This is a genomic window from Burkholderia sp. LK4 (assembly GCF_001043615.1).
In the GTDB taxonomy this organism is placed as follows: Bacteria; Pseudomonadota; Gammaproteobacteria; order Burkholderiales; family Burkholderiaceae; genus Burkholderia; species Burkholderia cepacia.
In genome coordinates, this window is the sequence record NZ_LDUL01000043.1 from 60,788 (window position 1) to 79,686 (window position 18,899).

Consider the following 18,899-nt stretch of genomic DNA (forward strand, 5'->3'; position numbering starts at 1 on the left):
TTCGACTATCCCAGGAGACACGTTATGGCCACCCTCGACACCCTCGACTCTTCCACGGGCTTTGCCGCCGATCTGGTGCGATCTACCGAAGCCGATGCCGTCACCGGCTACCGCCGCTTCCAGCTCGGCGCGTTCGAATTCCAGCGCGACGAATATTTCGTGAAGATCAGCTGGCCCGCGAAAGGCCAGACACGCACGCATGCGATGCCGGCGGACGCGTTCCTGCGTGCGATGATGCGCGACGTGGCGTGGGGCTTCTTCTACGGCTGGGTGAATTTCGATCACGTGTTCGGCACGCGCAATCACTACGGCAAGGTGGACATGTATGCGGGCACCTTCAACGGCATCCTGAAGGACGCCGGGGTCGACTACACCGAGACCTTCGAAACGCCCACGATCATGGCGACCTTCAAGGCGATGCTGCACGACTGGACCAACGAAGGCTTCGATCCGTTCGCGGCGCCGGAGGAAACGGGCACGGCGTTCGGGCGCAAGCACGGCGAAAACGGCTCGGCGATCGAGCGCACGCGCATCGCGACGCGCCGCATGCCGGGCCTCGAAGGCGACTCGCCGCTGCGCGACGAGCTGCCGGTCAACCGCGCGTTCCTCGACGTCGCGCAGGACGAACCGGAAGTGCATGCCGAGCCGGGCTTCGAAGGCGAACTGCACGCGTTCAACCTGTTCAAGTACCTGTCGCGTTCGGACGTCACGTGGAATCCGTCGGTCACGTCGGTGTGCGGGCGCAGCCTGTTCTGCCCGACCACCGAGGAATTCATCCTGCCGGTGTTTCATGGCAACGACCGCGTCGAATGGTTCCTGCAACTGTCCGACGAAATCGTGTGGGACATCGGCGACAAGAACACCGGTGCGCCGCGCGCACGCGTCACGATGCGCGCCGGCGATATCTGCGCGATGCCCGCCGACATCCGGCATCAGGGTTATTCCACGAAGCGCTCGATGTTGCTCGTCTGGGAAAACGCGACGCCGAACCTGCCGCAGCGCTACGAGAGCGGCGAGCTCGCACCGTATCCGATCGCGTTCTGAGCCGCGCTGCCGCTTCCGCTTCAGCCTTATACCGAGGACGATTCATGCAAACCCAACTCTTCATCGACGGGCGCTTCGTTGACGCCGTCGACCGCGGCACGATCGACGTGCTGAACCCGCACGACGGCTCCGTCATCACGAAGATCGCGGCAGCCGACGCGGCGGATGTCGATCTCGCCGTCGAAGCCGCCACGCGCGCGTTTCCCAAATGGTCGGCCCTGCCGGCCGCCGAACGCGGCCGGTTGCTGCTGCGCCTCGCCGACGCCATCGAGGCCAACGCGGAGGAGCTGGCTCAGCTCGAATCGCTGGACACCGGCCACCCGATCCGCGATTCGCGTGCGCTCGACGTGCCGCGCACGGCGGCCTGCTTCCGCTACTTCGGCGGCATGGCCGACAAGCTGCAAGGCTCGGTGATTCCGGTCGAAACCGGCTTCCTGAACTACGTGCAGCGCGCGCCGATCGGCGTGGTCGGCCAGATCGTGCCGTGGAATTTTCCGCTGATGTTCACGAGCTGGAAGATGGGCCCGGCACTTGCCGCCGGCAACACCGTCGTGCTCAAGCCGTCGGAGATCACGCCGCTGTCGACGTTGCGCATCGTCGAGCTGATGGCCGAGGTCGGGTTCCCCGCCGGTGTCGTCAATATCGTCCCCGGCTACGGGCATACGGCCGGCCAGCGCCTCGCCGAACATCCGGGGGTCGGCAAGATCGCGTTCACGGGATCGACGGCCACCGGCCGCCGGATCGTCGAAGCGTCGCAGGGCAACCTGAAGCGCGTGCAGCTCGAACTGGGCGGCAAGGGCGCCAACCTCGTCTTCGACGATGCCGACCTCGACGCGGCCATCAACGGCGCCGCATGGGCGATCTTCCACAACCAGGGGCAGGCGTGCATCGCGGGTTCGCGTCTCGTGCTGCACGAACGCATCGCGGATGAATTCCTCGAGCGATTCGTCGCGCTCGCGTCGTCGATCCGCATCGGCAACCCGCTCGACGCCGATACCGAGATGGGACCGTTGACCTCGAAGCAACACCTCGATCGCGTGCTGTCGTACGTCGACGTCGCGCGCGAGCAGGGCGGCCGCGTGCTCACCGGCGGCAGCGGGCCGCAGGACCCGGCGCTCGCCGGCGGCTACTACGTGCGCCCGACGGTCATCGAAGCGAGGAGCGCGGCCGATCGCGTCGCGCAGGAGGAAGTGTTCGGCCCGTTCGTCACGGTACTGCGCTTCGGCAGCGACGACGAAGCGCTGGCCATCGCCAACGCGACGGAATACGGGCTGGGCAGCGGCCTCTGGACGAAGGACCTCTCGCGCGCGCACCGGATGGCATCGCGGATCAACGCAGGCATGTGCTGGATCAACTGCTACAAGCGCGTCAATCCGGGCAGCCCGTTCGGCGGCGTCGGCAAGTCGGGTTATGGCCGCGAGATGGGCTTCGAGGCCATGCACGACTACACGGAAGCGCGATCGGTGTGGGTCAACGTCGACGGCAACGTGCCGCCGCACTTCAAGCGCTGAGGTTTTCCATGGATCGCTTCGTCTATCAGGGCACGCCTTCCCGCGTGGTGTTCGAATGGGGCGCACTCGCGAGGCTGCCGGACGAGCTGTCGACGCTCGGCGCGCGCCGCGCGCTTGTCTTGTCCACGCCCGAGCAGCGGCCGCTCGCCGAGCGCGTGGAGGCGATCCTGGGCGAGCGTGCGGCCGGCATCTGTGCGCAGGCGGTCATGCACGTGCCGGTCGAGGTCGCGCATGCCGCCCGCGAGATGGCCGCCGAGCTGGACGCGGATTGCTGCGTCGCGATCGGCGGCGGCTCGACGATCGGGCTCGGCAAGGCCATTGCGCTCGAGTCGGTGTTGCCGATCCTCGCCGTGCCGACGACGTACGCCGGCTCGGAAATGACGCCGATCTTCGGGCTCACGGAGGGCCGACTGAAGCGTACCGGGCGCGACGCACGCGTGCTGCCGCGTACGGTGATCTACGACCCGTCGCTGACGGTGTCGCTGCCACCGGACATTTCCGCGGCATCGGGCATCAATGCGATGGCGCACGCCGTCGAGGCGCTCTATGCGGAAGACGCGAACCCGGTGATCAGCCTGATGGCGGAAGAGTCGATCCGCGCGCTCGGTGAAGCGTTGCCCGTGATCGTGTGCGATCCTGAACATCGCGCGATGCGCAGCCGCGCGTTGTACGGCGCGTGGCTCGCCGGAACCTGCCTGGGCGCGGTCGGCATGGCGCTGCACCACAAGCTGTGTCACACGCTCGGCGGCACCTTCAACCTGCCGCACGCGCAGACGCATGCGGCGATGCTGCCGCATACCGCGCACTACAACCATGCCGCCGCGCCCGATGCGCTGCGCCGCGTGTCGCGCGCCCTGGGCGGGAACGACGCAGCCGAAGCCGGCCCGCTGCTGTTCGCGCTGAACGCGCGGCTCGGCATCGCACCGGCGCTCGCCGATCTCGGGATGCCGGAGAGCGGTCTCGACGAAGCGGCCGACCTCGCCTGTCGCAATCCGTATGCGAACCCGCGGCCGATTGAACGCGCGGCGATTCGCGCGCTGCTTCAGGATGCATGGGAAGGACGCGCGCCGCGGTGAGCGGCTCTCGCGTCAATGGAGACAGACATGAGCGATGACCACCATGACGGCGATGCCGGGTTGACCGGGCAGGTCGCCGCCGGCTTCGACGGCACGCGAGGCGCGCGCTTGCGCGTGCGGTGCGTCGTATGGCCTATTCGCGCGTTCGTCCTCGACCGGAGTTGATCGACATGGCGCGATTTTTTGCGGTGTTTGCGACGGACCAGCCGGGCATGCGCGACGTGCGCGACCGCATGCGGCCGATTCATCGAACCTACCTGCGCTCGGCCGACCAGCACGGCGTGGTCGTGCGGCTCGGCGGGCCGACGCTGGACCCGCACGGCGACGCGATGAACGGCACGCTGCTCGTCGTGGAGGCGGACGACATTCACGCGGTGATGCAGTTCGTCGGCAACGATCCGTACGTGAAGGAAGGGCTGTTTTCGCACGTCGAAGTGCGGCCGTGGGACTGGAGCCTCGGCAATCCCGAGCAGCGGGTGTGAGACATGGAAGCCCGACAACTCTGCCGTTTCTCCGATGTGCCCGACGGCGGCGCGCGGGTCGTCGACGAGGCCTGCATCGGACGCCCCGTGATCGTCGTGAGACGCGGCGGGCAGGTGTGGGCGTATGTGAATCGCTGCCCGCACTTCTCGGTGCCGCTCGATTTCGTCCCGGGTAGCGTTTCCTGTTACCGGTCGCAGGTGTTGATGTGCGCCCATCACAGCGCGCTGTTCCGGTTCGACGATGGCGTATGTATCGACGGGCCTTGCTCGGGTTCGGCGCTGGAGGCCGTGACGGTCGAGGTGGATTCCACCGCGTGGATCATCCATCGGGGCGCCTGATTCACGCGTTTCGATGAGCACGGGTGGGGCCGATTGATGTGGTGGTCATCGAGTTGATCAATCAGTAAAACTAATCATGGTTCAGGCGCTGTTCGATTCCGCCTGAATGAGCGCAAGTTCCTTTGAAGCACCGGGCGAGCACCCGCCACGTAGCGGGTGGCGGCCCCGCATTTTCATAAAAAAGACGGAGACGACATGAAACTCAGGTTTGGAGCAGTGATGATGCTTGCCGTGGCGCACGGTGCATCGGCGCAGAGCAGCGTGACGATGTTCGGTCTGATCGACGCGGGCATTTCTTATGTCAGTAACGAGGGCGGCGGAAAGAACGTCAAGTTCGACGACGGCATATTCGCGCCCAATCTCTTCGGCTTTCGCGGAACTGAAGACCTCGGAGGTGGGTATCGCGCGACGTTCGCGCTCGTGAACCAGTTCTCGATGGCGAACGGCAGCATCGTCGGGACGGGGATTTTCGGACGCAACGCGTATGTGGGCCTCGAAAGCAACCGGTTCGGCAGCATCACGCTGGGCAACCAGTACGACTTCATGGTGGATTCGCTCTTTTCGAAGGGCAATGCGATCGCGCGGGACATCTCGGGGCTGTACGGCTTTCGCAACGGCCCGTTCCAGCGTCTGGCGCTGCCGGGCAATCCGACCGGTGCGTTCGATTGGGATCGGACGGCTGGCAGCAAGCCGATCGCAAATTCCGTCAAATTCAGTTCGCCGACGGTCGCGGGTTTTTCCGGCGGCGTGATGTACGCGTTCGGCGGGGTGGCCGGCTCGGTCGGCGCGGACAATGCGGTCAGCGCCGGGGTGAACTACGAGATGGGGGCGTTCGGGGTCGGTGCGGCCTACACGAACGAGAAGTACGGTCCCGCGCCTGGCGTGCCGTCCACCAGCGTGCGCAACTGGGGTGTCGGGATGCATTACGACTTCGGCGCCGTGACCGCGAGTGCGCTGGTGACGACCGTGCACAACGCGTTCAACGATGCCGGCGTGTGGATGGCGGAGACCGGCGGGCTGTGGCACATCAGGCCCGATGTCGTGCTGGGCGCGAAGTACATGTACATGAAGGGCAACGAAGCGGTGAACGACAACCACGCGCATCAGGTCAGTGTGGCGCTTCAGTACCTGTTTTCGAAACGGACGATGATTTATGTGTCGGCCGACTACCAACGCGCGAACAGCGGCGCGAATGCACAGGTCAATGGCGTGCTCGATCCGAACGGGGCTTCAGGTTCGGCGAACCAGACGGTGGCGAGGGTGGGGCTGCATACGGTGTTTTGACGGTGCCAAGGTCGGCCCGCCAATGGATTACCCCGCCGCTGCGGCCGCCTCTTTGGCCTTGTCCTGTTCCGCCGCCAGCGCGGCATCTGCCGCCTGCGCGCGCTGGATGGCCGGGCGTGTTAGCACGCGGTCGATGTAGGCGCGAATGCGCGGCGTCTCGGGCACCAGCTTGAACATCGTGGTCCAGTTCAGCGCCGAGCCCCATAGCACGTCGACGGCGGTAAAGCGCTCGCCCAGCAGGTAAGGCCCCTTCGCCAGTTGCGCATCGATTGTGTCGACGACGGTATCGAAGTCGCCGTAGGGCGACGTCGAGTAGGCCGCGGGCGGACGATTCATCGATCGGTCGACGACGGCCGGCTCGAAACACGAACCATAGAACGTCATCCAGCGCAGATAGGGGCCGCGCAGCGAATCGCCCGGCGCCGGCGACAGGCCGGCTTCCGGATACAGTTCGGCCGCGTACATGTAGACGGCCGCCTGCTCGGTGACGATCACGTCGCCGTGACGCAGCGCGGGAACCTTGCCCAGCGGATTGATGCGCAGGTATTCGGCGTCGCGGTGTTTTCCGGTGGAGAGATCGAACGCGTGTAATTCATGGGCGGCGCCCAGTTCCTCGAGCAGCATCCGCACGCCGGCCGAGCGGCTGCGCGGAGAGTGGAACAGGATCAGGTGACGGTCTTGCGGCATGGCGGGCTCCGGTGGTGCGTTCGTCGGCAGGGATTCGAATGTAGGACGGTTGCGCCCCCTCGTCTTGGAAAAACCCGCTGTGGCGGTGCATCATTGCGCCTTCACCTCACCGGTTCCCCGACCATGGCCGACCTGCGTAACGTGACCGACACGCCCAAGGGCGTGGTCGGCCCGAAGGCGATCAATCAGCGCTTCCGTCTCAATCGCTATTACCCGCGAGCCGAACTGGCCGGCGTGCTGGATCACCACTGGATCGTCGAATGGGATCTGCGCGGCCAGCCGCCTTACGTGCAGCGCACACTGCCGTATCCGTGCGTGAATGTGGTGTTCGACCGGCGGCAGACGGGGATCTTCGGTGTGGTGTCGGGGGCGTTCGAGACGACGCTCGCGGGCGCCGGCAGGGTGATCGGCATGCGGTTCCGGCCGGGCGCGTTCCGGGCGTTTTTCGGCAAGCCGGTGCATTTGACGACCGACAAGGTGCTACCGGTGTCGACGCTGCTCGACTGCGGCGATGCTGAAGCGGAAGCGGCCGTGCTCGGTGCCGGGGATGACGCCGGGATGGTGGCTGCGGCCGAGGCGCTGCTGATGCGGGTGCTGCCGCCGGCCGATCCGCAGGTCGAGCGCATTCATCGCATCTTGCAGATGCTGCAGCAGGACATCGGGCTCACGCAGGTGCGCGACCTGGCCGAGCGCGCGGGGTTGAGCGAACGCACGTTGCAGCAGCTCTTTTCCAGCCATGTCGGGGTGACGCCCAAATGGGTGATCCGTCGTTATCGCCTGCACGAAGCCGCGGACAAGCTCGCGGGCGGCGAGGCGGTCGATCTCGCGGAGCTGGCCCAGGCGTTGGGGTATTTCGATCAGGCGCACTTCACGCGCGACTTCCGGAAGCTGGTGGGGAAGGCGCCGGCGGAGTATCGGCGCGAGGACGGGCGGGGATGAGTGTGCGGATTCCTGACGGGGCGCTGCGCGTTTTCCGCCAGTTGTTGTCGCCCAGGCAACACGGTAGTGTGTCCGTTGACCTGCCGCGGGACCGACGACGAACCTATGATGGGCGCGCCGCCCGTCCGTGAATGTCGAACGGCGGGTGCGTTGCCGATCATTCCACCCTATAGTGCACGTCGTTGATCGATCTGCAAGAAACTCGGGAGTTCGTCGTGTTTTACCGGAAATCCACATTGGGTCGCTCGAACTTCGCGTGCGTCGTCGCCCTGACGATGATGCTCGCGCCGGTCGCGGCGCATGCAGTGGCGGAGGCTGCGGACGGCACGGCGCGCATCGCGTCGGCTGTCCATTCAGACACGCCGCCGGCACGACCGATAACCGGCGACGACCCGGTTGCAATCCGGGATGCGCTGAAGAAGCTGCACGTCAATACCCACTCACCTTCGTTGCCCGACCGGGTTCGCGGCCTGGTCTCCAGCGCGGTCGACCGGCATGGCCCGAATCCCGACCTGGCGTCCGTCGATCTGGATCGTGACGTGACGTTCGTGGTGCCGGTGCGGTACGGGCTGAGGTACTCGTCACGCCGGCACCTGTTGACGCTGGACGTCGACCTGTTCGACGCAGAGCGCAACGACCGCGCGGGCATCCTGCTCGGAAAAGTCACGACGGGGCCGCGAGGGCGCGGGCTCGTGATTGCGCCCGAAGCGAAGGCGAAAGGGTACATCCAGCACGTCGACATCATCGAACTCGATTCCGGCCAAGGCAAAAAGACCGCGATTCGTAGCCGCATGCGGCTATCGCCCGTCGAGCACGCACGAGCGGGTGACGAATTCGCACTCGTTTTCTCCGGGCGGCTGGTTCGGCCTTACCTGACGGAACAAACCGAGCATGCCGATCCGAGTATCGACGAGCCGACCGACATCACGACGAGGATCTCCACGTTGCACATGGATATCCGTGACATCTCGCTGGTGAGTCAGTCGAGCGGCATCGTCGTGTCGAAGAAGCTGCATTTGTCGAAGTAGCGGGTTTCTCGAGCGGAGCTTCGACCGGCCACGAGGCTCCGCATGTGACGGCGGACGATGCTGCGGGGCGCGGACAGTTGCGTCGCCGCCGATCTGCCGCCCGTGCATCCATGAGGCTGCCTCGGCCCTCATGTAAGATGCGCACAGCTTCACCCGGTCTTGAGAGGGGCCGGTTCTCGCGCCACAACGGCAATCAGCCGCACAACAACAAGGAAGCCACGAGATATGCCGGGGATTCCCACGGAAACCTTTACTGTCTGGCACACGATCCTGTCCGTGGCTCGACACGCACCGTCGCCGCACAATGTTCAGCCATGGCGGGTGCAACTGATCTCGGACGATTGCGCCGAGCTGTTCGTCGACGGCGCGCGCACGCTGCCGAAAGAAGACACGACCGGCGCGTTCCTGCTGTCCGCGATGGGCATGTTCATCGACGCGATCGATCTGCTCGCGGCACCGCATGGCTTGCGCGTCGAATGGCAACTGCATCGCCCGGTGCGGGAGTTCGCGGCCATCCTGTCCCGGCCGACGCCGCCGGGGCTGATTCCGTTCGCTGCGTTGCGGCTCGTCGCCAACACCCACGCGGATGCGTCGCGCGACGATCCGTCTGCGCTGATGCTGGCCCGCCGCACGTCGCGCATTTCGATGGACCCGACACCGGTGCCGGATGCCGCCGTCACGCAACTGGCGGCGCTGGCCGACGAATGGGGGCATCGATATACGCACCTGTCGGGTGCGGAACGGATCGAGCCGATCATCGCGGCGAACATCGACGCCGTGTTTCATGACATGAACGTCGCGGATTACCACGACGAAATCACGGCCTGGTTTCGGTTCACGGAACGCTCGACTGCCCGACATCGCGACGGTCTCGACTGGCGCTGCATGAACCTGTCGCGCGCCGAGTTCTGGATGTCCGCGCGCCTGTCGAAGATCCTGACGTTCAAGCCGACACGCTTCTATTTCAAGCGCCGGTACCGGTCGCAGCTCGGCCATGTGCCGGCGATCGGCGTGTTGAGCGGCGATTTCTTCAATCCGGAGAAGGCGATCGAGTCGGGCCGCTTCCTGCTGCGCTTCTGGCTGGCGCTGACGAGCCTCGGCCTGTACCTGCATCCGTACGGCAACCTGGTCACGAACCCCGACGCCGCCGCGTGGTTCAGCGGGCATGCCGGAGTCGACCGCGCATGGCTCGTGTTCAAGGTCGGCTACTCGCGTACGCCGCCGCAAAGCCAACGCAGGGCGCTTGCCGACATCCTCGTCGATGCGCCGGTTCCGTCTCACTCGCCGAGATCCGCATGAACACGCTCATTCGCCTTTTTCTCGAAGCCGTTCTCTGGACGCTCTGGTTCCTTCGCCGCGTGATCAGCGTCGACGGACGTCTCTATGTGTTCCTCAACGCGCCGATTTTTCAGCCCTATCTGGCTTATGTCGGCCGCATGCGCGCCCGCGTCGCGTTCCTCAAGGCGAGCACGTCGTGCCCGGCCTACATCGAGTTCCTGAAGGCCGAAGGCTACAAGGCCGGCGGCACATGGCGGCTGTCGGACCTGCCCGCCATGACCAAGGAGAATTACATCAAGCGCTACTCGATCGAGCAGCGCTGCTACGGTGGCGCCATTCCGAAGTCGGGTGTCGTCATCGACGAATCGTCGGGGTCGACGGGGCAGCCGAACAACTGGGTGCGCAGCGCGGCCGAACGCAGCGACGTCAAGCGCATCCTGCAACTGAACTATCAGCTGGTGTTCCGCGACTCCGGCAAGATGCTGCTGAACTGCTTTGCGCTCGGGCCGTGGGCGACCGGCATGAACGTGTCGATGTCGCTCGTCGACGTCGGCATCATGAAGTCGATCGGCCCCGACAAGGCCAAGCTGATCAACACGCTGAAGCTGTTCGGGCCGAAATACCAGTACCTGATATTCGGCTACCCGCCGTTCATCCGCTCGGTGGTCGACGAATGCGATCTCGACCTGAGCGCGTACCACATCGATTTCATCGTCGGCGGGGAAGGGTTGTCGGAAGCGTTGCGCGACCATCTGCTGCGCAAGGCGAGCACGGTGATCTCGTCGTATGGCGCGTCGGACCTCGAAATCAACATCGGCGTCGAGACGCCGACGACGATCGGCCTGCGGCGTGCGTTGCTCACGCGGCCCGAGCTGTGCCGCGAACTGTTCGGCCGCGATACGCCGCCGATGATCTTCCAGTACAACGCGCTCGATTACGTGATCGAAACGAATGACGATGGCGAACTGCTGGTGACTATCGGAAGGCAGTCGGGCGCCGCGCCGAAGATCCGGTACAACATTCGCGATTCGGGTGGGACGTATCGATTCCGCGAGCTGAACAGGCGTCTGTCGGCACATGGCATGCGCCTGCAGGATTTTGCCTCGCGGACCAGCCATTTCCCGTTCCTGTTCGTGTACGGCCGCAACGATTCGAGCGTGCCGTTCTATGGCGCGAAAGTGTTCCCGTCCGACATCGAGCAGGTTCTGTCCGCTTCGCCGGTGCTTCATGACGCGATCAGCACGTTCCAGCTCGCGACGACCGAGGATGCGCAGTTGACGAGTTTCCTGCACCTCCATCTCGAACGGGCGTTGGGCAGTGCGCCGATGCCGCTCGACGATGCGGCGCTGCATGGCGAGATGGTCGAGGGCATGAAGCGCGTGAACCAGGATTTTCGTGAGGTGTCGAGGTTGTTCGATCCGAAACAGGTGGTGGTGCATGTGCATGAGCACGATACGGGGCCGTTCAAGGAGCGGGATATTCGGATCAAGAACAGGTACATTGCTTGAGCATGTGGCCTCGGTGAGCGAGCTGACTTGAACGGTCGGATGTTTCCGGGAATCCGGATTTGCGGTGAGGCGTAGTTATTGTGGTTTCAATGTGATCTTTTTAGAAAAATAGAATCAACGGGGAAGTAATATGGCTCTACCTCTTTCAGTTCTTCCTGGTATGGCGTACGCGGCCGACGTGGCAACACGGAATGACGCGATAGCCGGGATGATTGTCAGCGAGCGTGACTATGTTTCCACCTGGCTAACGACGTTGCGCAACAACTGGCGCATGCTGGGTGGTCAGGCGAGTATGGCTTTTGTAACGCTTTTGCCCGGTTATGAGCAGTTGCTCGGATGTGACGGCGCGATTGTCGTGGAGGATGCCGTCACGAAGCAATTCAAGATATTGCTATTCGAGGCAAAACGTATTCGGCTGAATATGGATGTGTTGAAGAACCACAAGAATATTGCACATACCGCGGTTGAATACGGAGTCGCCGCTTCTCCGTCTTATCATTCGCATTTCAGTGATCAAATTGCGAGGCAGGCTGGCGTTGTCGCCGCAAATCCTCATGTGTCGATCGTGGAAATTTTCCTGTCATTGAACAGCCCGGTCGCTCCGTTCGTTCCGCCGGTATTTGATGCTCATGGAAGTGCGTGTGTAGATCATCATGCCGCGCGCGACTACGTAACACCACCCGCTACAGTTCCGCCGGCGCCTCAGATTGCATTCAACGCGGCATGGGACCACGTGGCGGATCTGCCAATTGTGTGCAACGTGGCGCCTGGACGAAATCTGAAATCGACGCTTGACGATCTCGTCGCGTGCAGGATCGGGCGGCCGGTTACGCATCCGGATGGGGCGGCGGGCATTCTGAGGGAATTGAATCCCGACGTGAATCAACTGATCGGGCAGCAAGTCGTCCCGCTTCCCGCGGTATTGCGCGCGCTTGGATTACGTTACTTCCTGCATGTGACCGGGGAGGCTAGTGGCTGGGGCAGGAACTAATGGATCGAAACTGCGCGCTGTCTGATTTCATGCGGGGTGTGGGTGCAGAGGCGGGTTGTTCAGGCGACGTGTGGCAAGTGCGTAAAGATTCCTGACGCATTCAGGCGGTGTTCCCGACTTTTCAGGCCGGGTCGCCATCGTGGGTCGCCCGCATCTGCCGGCCGTGCGTGAGCTTGAACGCCCACGCGCGCGCCCGGCACAAGGGCCGGATCGATGGCCCCACCCGGCAGAAGTACTGCTCACCCGACACTTCTTGCCCGACACCCGCTTTTCGGTATAATGAACCATCGTTCGGAATGTCGAACGAGAGAAACCAAGCATCCAGAGTCGGGTTATCCGACGCCAACCTGCCCTCCCGGGCAAGGTGGACGCCCTTGAGGCGATGCGGCCGATTTACGGCAACGAAACGGGAGCAGCATGGCTGGCACCGGTTCGATAACCACTCAACCGGAGCAATCATGCGCCAGGATACCGCTGCTTCCCGCCAGACCGTCTGTGAAGATTGGTCGCACCTCCTTCCCGGTTTCACGCTCACGCATACGGTTCATCTCGTTTCGGGATTGAATCCGGGCATCGTGTCGACAGCGGCTGCTGTGCTCGAAGGCGAAACCGCCACGGTCGACCGGTGGGCCATCGCCCGCTGTGGCGACGTTCTCGAGCAGAAGATCGTTCTCGGGGAAATGACGGAAGGGCAAGCGGTTCGACTGCGCGATCGACTTGCCGCCCTCGATGGCGTGCTGCGCACGAGGATGGAACATCATTTCGTTCGTGCTGGTTCGGCTGCGTCCGGGAATTGAACGGAGGGTGGCCGTCAGGCGATGCCTGATTGTTGTCGCCGTTCGGCTGATGTTGGTGCCAAATGAAAGCGCTCTGCGTCGCGTGTACATTGAACGTCAGCGGTATTTTTGCCCGCGGCCTTCCTTTGATCGTCGGCGGCCAGTGCCAATTCACTGAACATTTCCGAGAGACTTGCGCGGAGCGAAGTCGAACCGCCTGTTGCTCGTTGCGCGCTTCCCATTCCGCAAGCATGCGACCGACTCAAAGGCCCGCCGACCCTGCACGGTAAAATATCGACGGATTTGCTGCCGGCTCCCTGGCTGGTTGTGGGCGATATTCTCAATCATGAGAGATTGAAGATGACCGATGATGATTTTGTGCGGGCGCGAACGGCATTGAGATCATTCATGTCGGAAATGAATCATTGGGAAAAGGATTTTTATAAGCAGAAGCGCAGTGCCTTGGAGCGCGGGCTCGACGTATCGGAAGTCGATGATTGTGCTCGGAAGGCGCTTTCGGGTATTTTCGAGAGGTGGACATTGCAGGATAAGGCAAACCAAGGTCGTCTGATTGATTTGGGTTGCTCGGATCCACCGACTTACGATCCTGAAACTGACGTTGAAGATGGCGTGGAATCCACCGGCGGAGAGGTGGTTTTCGTCATTCGTCAAACGGTCGGGATGCTGGCAATATTCCGAATCACCATGAAGAACGACGCGGGCGAATGGAGGGTGAGAAAAAAGGAATTTGTCAATTTTAAGGACAAGTGGCAGCGGTCAGTGCTGTAGCGAGCGCTACCCGACCTGCTGTTCCGGTTCGGTGTCGTTCAAACCGGCGCGCCTCCCGAGGTGCGGGAGAATCGGATGAGAAACTGCTTGCAAGGGCCGTTGGTGCTTCAATCGCGTATGGTGCTGCCCCATCGTGAAATCGACCGTCGTGTTGAGGAGGAAATGTGCCAGTTCTGTATGGTGTAAAGCCTGCGGCGCCGTTTTTCGCTGAGCTGGAATCCCGGATTGGTTTCGGTATTCCGGTCGCGTATGCGAATTTTCTGGCGAAGTGGAACGGCTTGTTCGTCAGCGGCGCCGATTATCTCGATCTCGATTTCTCAGGCGTCGATAATGGAGTGATCTCTCTTTCGTCGTTGTTCGGGCTCGCTGCAAGTAATGATAATTTTGATCTGATTGAGCAGAATGAGCGCGTCAGGGATGAGGTCGGGTTCCTGAGTGAATTCTTTGTGATCGGCGATGATCCGGGTGGAAATTACTATGCGCTTGCGAAGTTCGGCGACGCTCGAAAAGTTCTTTATTGGGATAGAACCAATCTGCATGCCGACGACACCGCCAAGCCGGATATCGCAGAGGTGGCCGAATGTGGCAACCTGTACTGTGTAGCAGATGGGTTCCCGGCATTCCTGGATACTGTTGTCGCCGGAACGAAGCACATGCAGTTCATCCCCGTCGATGACTGGCCCGGCTAAAAGGCGAACATATCGGCTTCCCGGAACGCAGTTGATTTCCGTCGAGTTCGACGACGTGGGAATTCTCCTCCGGCGTATGCATTACCGGATGGCGGGGCGCGCAAACCAATTATTGAGTGTCCTGCTTTGCGCGTTGCTTGCGCTCTGTCGAAACGAGGTTGTAGTTGAGCGCGCCCCCCCGCCTAGTCGTCTCCCCTCACTCCACCGTCACCGACTTCGCCAGATTCCTCGGCTTATCGATATCCGTCCCCCGCGCCAACGCCGCGTGATACGCGAGCAGTTGCATCGGCACCGTATGCAGAATCGGCGAAAGCGGCCCGTAGTATTCGTTGAGCCGAATGACTTCGATCCCATCCCCCGGCACCAACCCGCAGTCCACATCCGCGAACACAAAAAGCCGGCCGTTTCGCGCACTGACCTCATGCATGTTCGACCTGAGTTTCTCGAGCAGCATGTCATTCGGCGCCACCGCAATCACCGGCATCTCGTTACTGACGAGCGCCAGCGGCCCATGCTTCAGCTCCCCGGCCGGATAAGCCTCCGCATGAATATAAGAAATCTCCTTCATCTTCAGCGCGCCCTCGAGCGCGATCGGATAATGCATCCCGCGCCCGAGAAACAGCATGTTGTCGCGCCTCGCGAGCAGTTCCGACCACGCCATGATCTGCGGTTCCAGCGCGAGCACTTTCGACATTGCATCGGGCAGATGCCGCAGCGCCCGCAGATGTTCCTTCTCCGCGTCGTCGCTCAGCCGTCCACGCACTTGCGCAAGCGAAAGCGTGAGCAGGAACAGCGCGACGAGCTGCGTCGTAAAGGCCTTCGTCGAAGCCACCCCGATCTCGACTCCCGCGCGCGTGACGAACTGCAGCGCACATTCCCGCATCAACGCGCTCGTCGCAACGTTGCAGATCGCGAGCGTATGCATCATTCCGCTTTGCTTCGCGACATGCACGGCGCCGAGCACGTCGGCCGTCTCGCCGCTTTGCGACACCGCGACGACGAGCGTGCGCGGATTCGGCACACTGTCGCGATAGCGAAACTCGCTTGCAATTTCCACGCTGGCCGGCAGCTTCGCGATGCTCTCGATCCAGTACTTCGCCGTGAGCGCCGCGTGATAACTCCCGCCGCATGCGAGCAACAACACCGAATCGACGTCGTTGAACACTCGCCACGCACCATCGCCGAACAGCTCCGGCATGATCGAAGACACATCGAGCAGCGTATCGGCCACCGCCTGCGGCTGCTCGAAGATCTCCTTCTGCATGTAGTAGCGATACGACCCGAGATCGGCCGCGCCGCTATGCGCGGCGACCCGCTGCACCGCGCGCTCGACGCGCTGGCCGTTCGCATCGACGATCCAGTAGCGATGCAGCTGGATATCGGCAACGTCGCCGTTCTCGAGGTACGCGATCCGATCGGTGATCCCCGACAGCGCAATCGCGTCGGACGCCAGAAAATTCTCGCCCTCGCCGACACCGACGACGAGCGGCATCCCGTCGCGCGCGCCGACGATCCGGTGCGGCTCGTCGCGGCACATCACCGCGATCGCATAGCTGCCGCGCAGTCGCGCGACCGCGCGCCGTACCGCATCGAACAGATCGCCGTCATACAGGTGGTCGACCAGGTGCGCGATCGCCTCGCTGTCGGTCTGGCTCGCGAACACGTAGCCTTGCGCCTGCAGTTCGGCGCGCAGTTGATCGCAGTTCTCGATGATCCCGTTATGCGACAGCGCGATGCGCGCGTTCGCGTCGCTCGGCGAAAAGTGCGGATGCGCGTTGAGCGTGACGGGTGCGCCGTGCGTGGCCCAGCGCGTGTGCGCGATGCCGGTGTAGCCCGACAGCGCCTGCTCGGCGATCTCGCGCTGCAGGTTGGCGACGCGGTCGACGCTGCGGGCGCGCGCCAGCGCCCGGTCGCGGTAGACCACCACACCGCATGAATCGTAACCGCGGTATTCGAGCCGCTTCAGGCCGTCGACCAGGTTCGGCAGGATGTCCCGCTGGGCGACCGCCCCGACAATTCCACACATATCGCGCTCCGTAAATGTCCTGTCTGGATCAGTGAGAGCGATGGTAGAGGGCGTCGGATGGAATTAAATTTCAAAATATACGAACAAATGAAATGGATAGCTGATCGTCTATCATGTTGAAATTAAATTTCACACCCTGACCGAAAGGAGCCGCCGATGGCCGGCATCACCCTCGACGATCTCGACCTGCGCATTCTCGCGATCCTGCAGGACGACGCGTCGGTGTCGAACCTGCAACTGGCCGAGCGCGCGCTGTCGTCGCCGCCCACCTGCATGCGCCGCGTGCGGCGGCTGACGGAGGCGGGCGTGATCCGCCGGCAGGTCGCGGTGCTCGACCCGGTGGCGATCGGCACGGCCGTCACCGCGCTGATCGAGATCAGTCTCGACCGGCAGACGGCGGAAGACTACGACGCGTTCGAAGCGTACGTGTGCGCGGAGCCGGCGGTCACGCAGTGCTACCGCGTGTCGCCGGGGCCCGATTTCGTCGTGGTGGCCGATCTGGCCGACGTCGCCGAATACGATGAATTCGCGCGCCGGCTGTTCACCGGCGCATCGAACGTCCGCAACGTGCGGACGTTCTTCTCGACACATCGCGCGAAATTCGAGGCGAACGCGCGGGTCACGCATGCGATGCGCAAGCGCGCGTGAAGCGATCGCACGGTTCGCGAGGCGTGCGCGATGCGCTCGCGATTCGATTACGCGGCCGCGTCGGCCGCTTCGATCAGCTGCAGCGGCTTGCCATATCCGAAGCAATGCGCGGGCTCCGGAAACACGTGTTGCCGCACGTCGTGCGCATACTGGCGGATCGCGTCGCGCATCACGGTGTTCGCATCGGCGTAACGCTTCACGAAGCGCGGCGTGTACGCATCGAAAGCGCCGATCATGTCCTCGGTCACGAGCACCTGCCCGTCGCACGCCGGCGATGCGCCGATGCCGATCGTCGGGATCGTCAGCGTTTCGGTCAGGTGGCGCGCGAGCGCTTCGGCGGTGCCTTCGATGACGACGCTGAACGCGCCGGCCCGTTCGGCCGAGCACGCGGCGTCGAACACCTGCGCGGCCGAGCGCGGGTCCATCCCCTGCGCGCGGAAGCCGCCCGTCGCGTTGGCCTGCTGCGGCATGAGGCCGACGTGCGCCATCACCGGGATGCCGCGCTCGGTCAGGAAGCGGATCGTGTCGGCCATCTCGCTGCCGCCTTCGAGCTTCACGGCCTGCGCACCGGTTTCGGCGAGCAGGCGCGCGGCGGAGCGATACGCTTGCGCCGGCGATTCCTGATAAGTCGAGAACGGCAGGTCGACGACGACGCATCCCTGCGCGGCGCCGCGTACGACGGCCGCGCCGTGTGCAATCATCATGTCGAGCGTGACACGCAGCGTATCGGGCATCCCGTACAACACCATGCCGACGGAGTCGCCGACGATGATCACGTCGGCCACTTCGTCGACGAGTTTCGCCATCGGCGCGGAGTAGGCGGTCAGCGAGACGAGGCTGCCGACGCCCTTGGTCGAACGGATCGCGGTGACGGTCTTGCGGGTGGTGCGGGTATGAGCGCTCATGGGCTGAAGCCGTGTGAAAGAAGAGCCGCCACGGTAGCATCGCGCTCGTTCGTGCAATGACCTTCGGAGGACGTCTTATGTTGCTGGCGGGACAATCGGGTGACCCTTACGCGGTGCCGCCGATGGCACGCCTGCCGAGGCCGCTGTATGTGCGTGCGTTCGAGATTCCCGGCAACGCGAGCGTCGACGCGCACAGTCATCCGTGGGCGCAGCTGATGTATGCGACGAGCGGCGTGCTCGAGGTGTCGACGCCGTCGGGCCGGCAACTGTTGCCGCCGCACTATGCGATGTGGATACCGCCGCACGTGCCGCATGCGGTGTCGACGCGCGATTGTGTCGCGTTCCACAGCCTGTATCTCGACGCGGCGATCGCGCGTGACGACGTGCATGACGATTGCGCGATCCTCTGCATGACGCCGCTGCTGCGCGAGCTGGTGATCGCCACGGCCGAATTGCCGGTGAACTACGACGAGACGGGGCCGGACGGCGCGCTCGTCTGCCTGATCGCCGACCGGATCGCACGGATGCGGGCGGCGCCGCTGACTGTGCCGCTGCCGCGCGATCCGCGTCTGCTGAAAATCGCGCGTGCGTTGCATGCGTATCCGGGCGATACGCGCAATCTCGACGAATGGGGGCATCAGGTCGGTGCGACGCGACGGACGCTGTCGCGGCTGTTCCGGCAGGACACGGGGCTGTCGTTCACCGAATGGCGGCAGGCGGTGCGGCTGCTGGCGTCGCTGCCGCTGCTCGAGGCGGGCGAGCCGATCGGCGCGGTGGCCGCGCAACTGGGCTACGACTCGACGTCGTCGTTCATCGCGCTGTTCCAGGCGAAATTCCGCGTGACGCCCGGCGCGTATGCGAAGCGTGAAGCGCGCCGGCCCGTGCTGAGCGCGTGACGC

Annotated in this window: 20 protein-coding genes and 1 riboswitch; of the genes, 17 read left to right on the plus strand and 3 right to left on the minus strand. The window is 63.6% G+C overall.

Features of this window, described 5'->3' with window-relative positions; translation table 11 throughout:
- Positions 1–24 precede the first annotated feature (24 nt).
- The 7 genes from VK92_RS22395 to VK92_RS22420 all read left to right on the plus strand — a co-directional run bounded on the left by VK92_RS22395 (position 25) and on the right by VK92_RS22420 (position 5,736).
- Complete coding sequence (locus VK92_RS22395) at positions 25–1,044, plus strand: hydroxyquinol 1,2-dioxygenase (RefSeq protein ID WP_048024505.1); 1,020 nt, start codon at positions 25–27, stop codon at positions 1,042–1,044.
- A gap of 44 nt (positions 1,045–1,088) precedes the next feature.
- On the plus strand, positions 1,089–2,555 hold the full coding sequence (locus VK92_RS22400; protein ID WP_048024503.1) for an aldehyde dehydrogenase family protein: 1,467 nt from the start codon (positions 1,089–1,091) through the stop codon (positions 2,553–2,555).
- Positions 2,556–2,563: 8 nt separating this feature from the next.
- Entirely contained in the window at positions 2,564–3,631 is a 1,068-nt protein-coding gene (locus VK92_RS22405) for a maleylacetate reductase (protein ID WP_048024501.1), read from the plus strand.
- 27 nt (positions 3,632–3,658) lie between these two features.
- A complete protein-coding gene (locus tag VK92_RS41960) occupies positions 3,659–3,796 on the plus strand; it encodes a hypothetical protein (RefSeq protein WP_156187230.1) in 138 nt (45 codons plus the stop codon).
- Positions 3,797–3,801: 5 nt separating this feature from the next.
- The gene (locus VK92_RS22410) at positions 3,802–4,113 is read left to right on the plus strand and encodes a YciI family protein (protein WP_021160030.1); all 312 of its coding nucleotides are present in this window, start codon (positions 3,802–3,804) and stop codon (positions 4,111–4,113) included.
- A gap of 3 nt (positions 4,114–4,116) precedes the next feature.
- A complete protein-coding gene (locus VK92_RS22415) occupies positions 4,117–4,452 on the plus strand; it encodes a Rieske (2Fe-2S) protein (protein WP_021160031.1) in 336 nt (111 codons plus the stop codon).
- A 195-nt stretch (positions 4,453–4,647) separates the two neighbouring features.
- Positions 4,648–5,736, plus strand: coding sequence for a porin (locus VK92_RS22420; RefSeq protein WP_048024499.1), 1,089 nt, complete (start codon positions 4,648–4,650; stop codon positions 5,734–5,736).
- 27 nt (positions 5,737–5,763) lie between these two features.
- Here VK92_RS22420 and VK92_RS22425 read toward each other — a convergent pair whose 3' ends face one another.
- Positions 5,764–6,423, minus strand: a complete 660-nt coding sequence (locus VK92_RS22425; RefSeq protein WP_048024497.1) for a glutathione S-transferase family protein — start codon at positions 6,421–6,423, stop codon at positions 5,764–5,766.
- Positions 6,424–6,546: 123 nt separating this feature from the next.
- Here VK92_RS22425 and VK92_RS22430 point away from each other — a divergent pair, with 123 nt between their 5' ends.
- The 8 genes from VK92_RS22430 to VK92_RS22465 all read left to right on the plus strand — a co-directional run bounded on the left by VK92_RS22430 (position 6,547) and on the right by VK92_RS22465 (position 14,421).
- Entirely contained in the window at positions 6,547–7,362 is an 816-nt protein-coding gene (locus tag VK92_RS22430; RefSeq protein WP_048024495.1) for a DUF6597 domain-containing transcriptional factor, read from the plus strand.
- Between the two features lie 215 nt (positions 7,363–7,577).
- Positions 7,578–8,390: a hypothetical protein gene (locus VK92_RS22435; RefSeq protein ID WP_048024595.1), complete on the plus strand. Its 813-nt coding sequence runs from the start codon at positions 7,578–7,580 to the stop codon at positions 8,388–8,390.
- Between the two features lie 159 nt (positions 8,391–8,549).
- On the plus strand, positions 8,550–9,689 hold the full coding sequence (locus tag VK92_RS22440) for a nitroreductase family protein (RefSeq protein WP_269431961.1): 1,140 nt from the start codon (positions 8,550–8,552) through the stop codon (positions 9,687–9,689).
- On the plus strand, positions 9,686–11,176 hold the full coding sequence (locus VK92_RS43070; protein WP_053076286.1) for a phenylacetate--CoA ligase family protein: 1,491 nt from the start codon (positions 9,686–9,688) through the stop codon (positions 11,174–11,176). Before VK92_RS22440 ends, VK92_RS43070 begins: the two co-directional genes overlap by 4 nt.
- Positions 11,177–11,384: 208 nt before the next feature.
- Positions 11,385–12,167: a hypothetical protein gene (locus tag VK92_RS22450; RefSeq protein WP_131723324.1), complete on the plus strand. Its 783-nt coding sequence runs from the start codon at positions 11,385–11,387 to the stop codon at positions 12,165–12,167.
- A 312-nt stretch (positions 12,168–12,479) separates the two neighbouring features.
- Positions 12,480–12,583: riboswitch (SAM-I-IV-variant riboswitch) on the plus strand.
- A gap of 42 nt (positions 12,584–12,625) precedes the next feature.
- The gene (locus VK92_RS41965) at positions 12,626–12,964 is read left to right on the plus strand and encodes a hypothetical protein (RefSeq protein WP_148668956.1); all 339 of its coding nucleotides are present in this window, start codon (positions 12,626–12,628) and stop codon (positions 12,962–12,964) included.
- Positions 12,965–13,303: 339 nt separating this feature from the next.
- The gene (locus VK92_RS22460; protein ID WP_082160876.1) at positions 13,304–13,732 is read left to right on the plus strand and encodes an NTF2 fold immunity protein; all 429 of its coding nucleotides are present in this window, start codon (positions 13,304–13,306) and stop codon (positions 13,730–13,732) included.
- 164 nt (positions 13,733–13,896) lie between these two features.
- Complete coding sequence (locus tag VK92_RS22465) at positions 13,897–14,421, plus strand: SMI1/KNR4 family protein (RefSeq protein WP_053076285.1); 525 nt, start codon at positions 13,897–13,899, stop codon at positions 14,419–14,421.
- Positions 14,422–14,617: 196 nt separating this feature from the next.
- Here the strand turns inward: VK92_RS22465 and glmS are convergent, their stop codons facing one another.
- Positions 14,618–16,447, minus strand: coding sequence for a glutamine--fructose-6-phosphate transaminase (isomerizing) (gene glmS / locus VK92_RS22470; RefSeq protein ID WP_048024487.1), 1,830 nt, complete (start codon positions 16,445–16,447; stop codon positions 14,618–14,620).
- A gap of 156 nt (positions 16,448–16,603) precedes the next feature.
- Between glmS and VK92_RS22475 the strand changes: the two genes are divergently transcribed.
- Positions 16,604–17,095 (plus strand): Lrp/AsnC family transcriptional regulator, encoded by a 492-nt coding sequence (locus tag VK92_RS22475; RefSeq protein ID WP_021160045.1) that lies wholly within the window; start codon positions 16,604–16,606, stop codon positions 17,093–17,095.
- A gap of 47 nt (positions 17,096–17,142) precedes the next feature.
- Here the strand turns inward: VK92_RS22475 and panB are convergent, their stop codons facing one another.
- The gene (gene panB, locus VK92_RS22480) at positions 17,143–18,000 is read right to left on the minus strand and encodes a 3-methyl-2-oxobutanoate hydroxymethyltransferase (protein ID WP_048024485.1); all 858 of its coding nucleotides are present in this window, start codon (positions 17,998–18,000) and stop codon (positions 17,143–17,145) included.
- Between the two features lie 77 nt (positions 18,001–18,077).
- Between panB and VK92_RS22485 the strand changes: the two genes are divergently transcribed.
- Positions 18,078–18,896, plus strand: a complete 819-nt coding sequence (locus VK92_RS22485) for an AraC family transcriptional regulator (protein ID WP_021160047.1) — start codon at positions 18,078–18,080, stop codon at positions 18,894–18,896.
- The last annotated feature ends 3 nt before the right edge of the window (positions 18,897–18,899 follow it).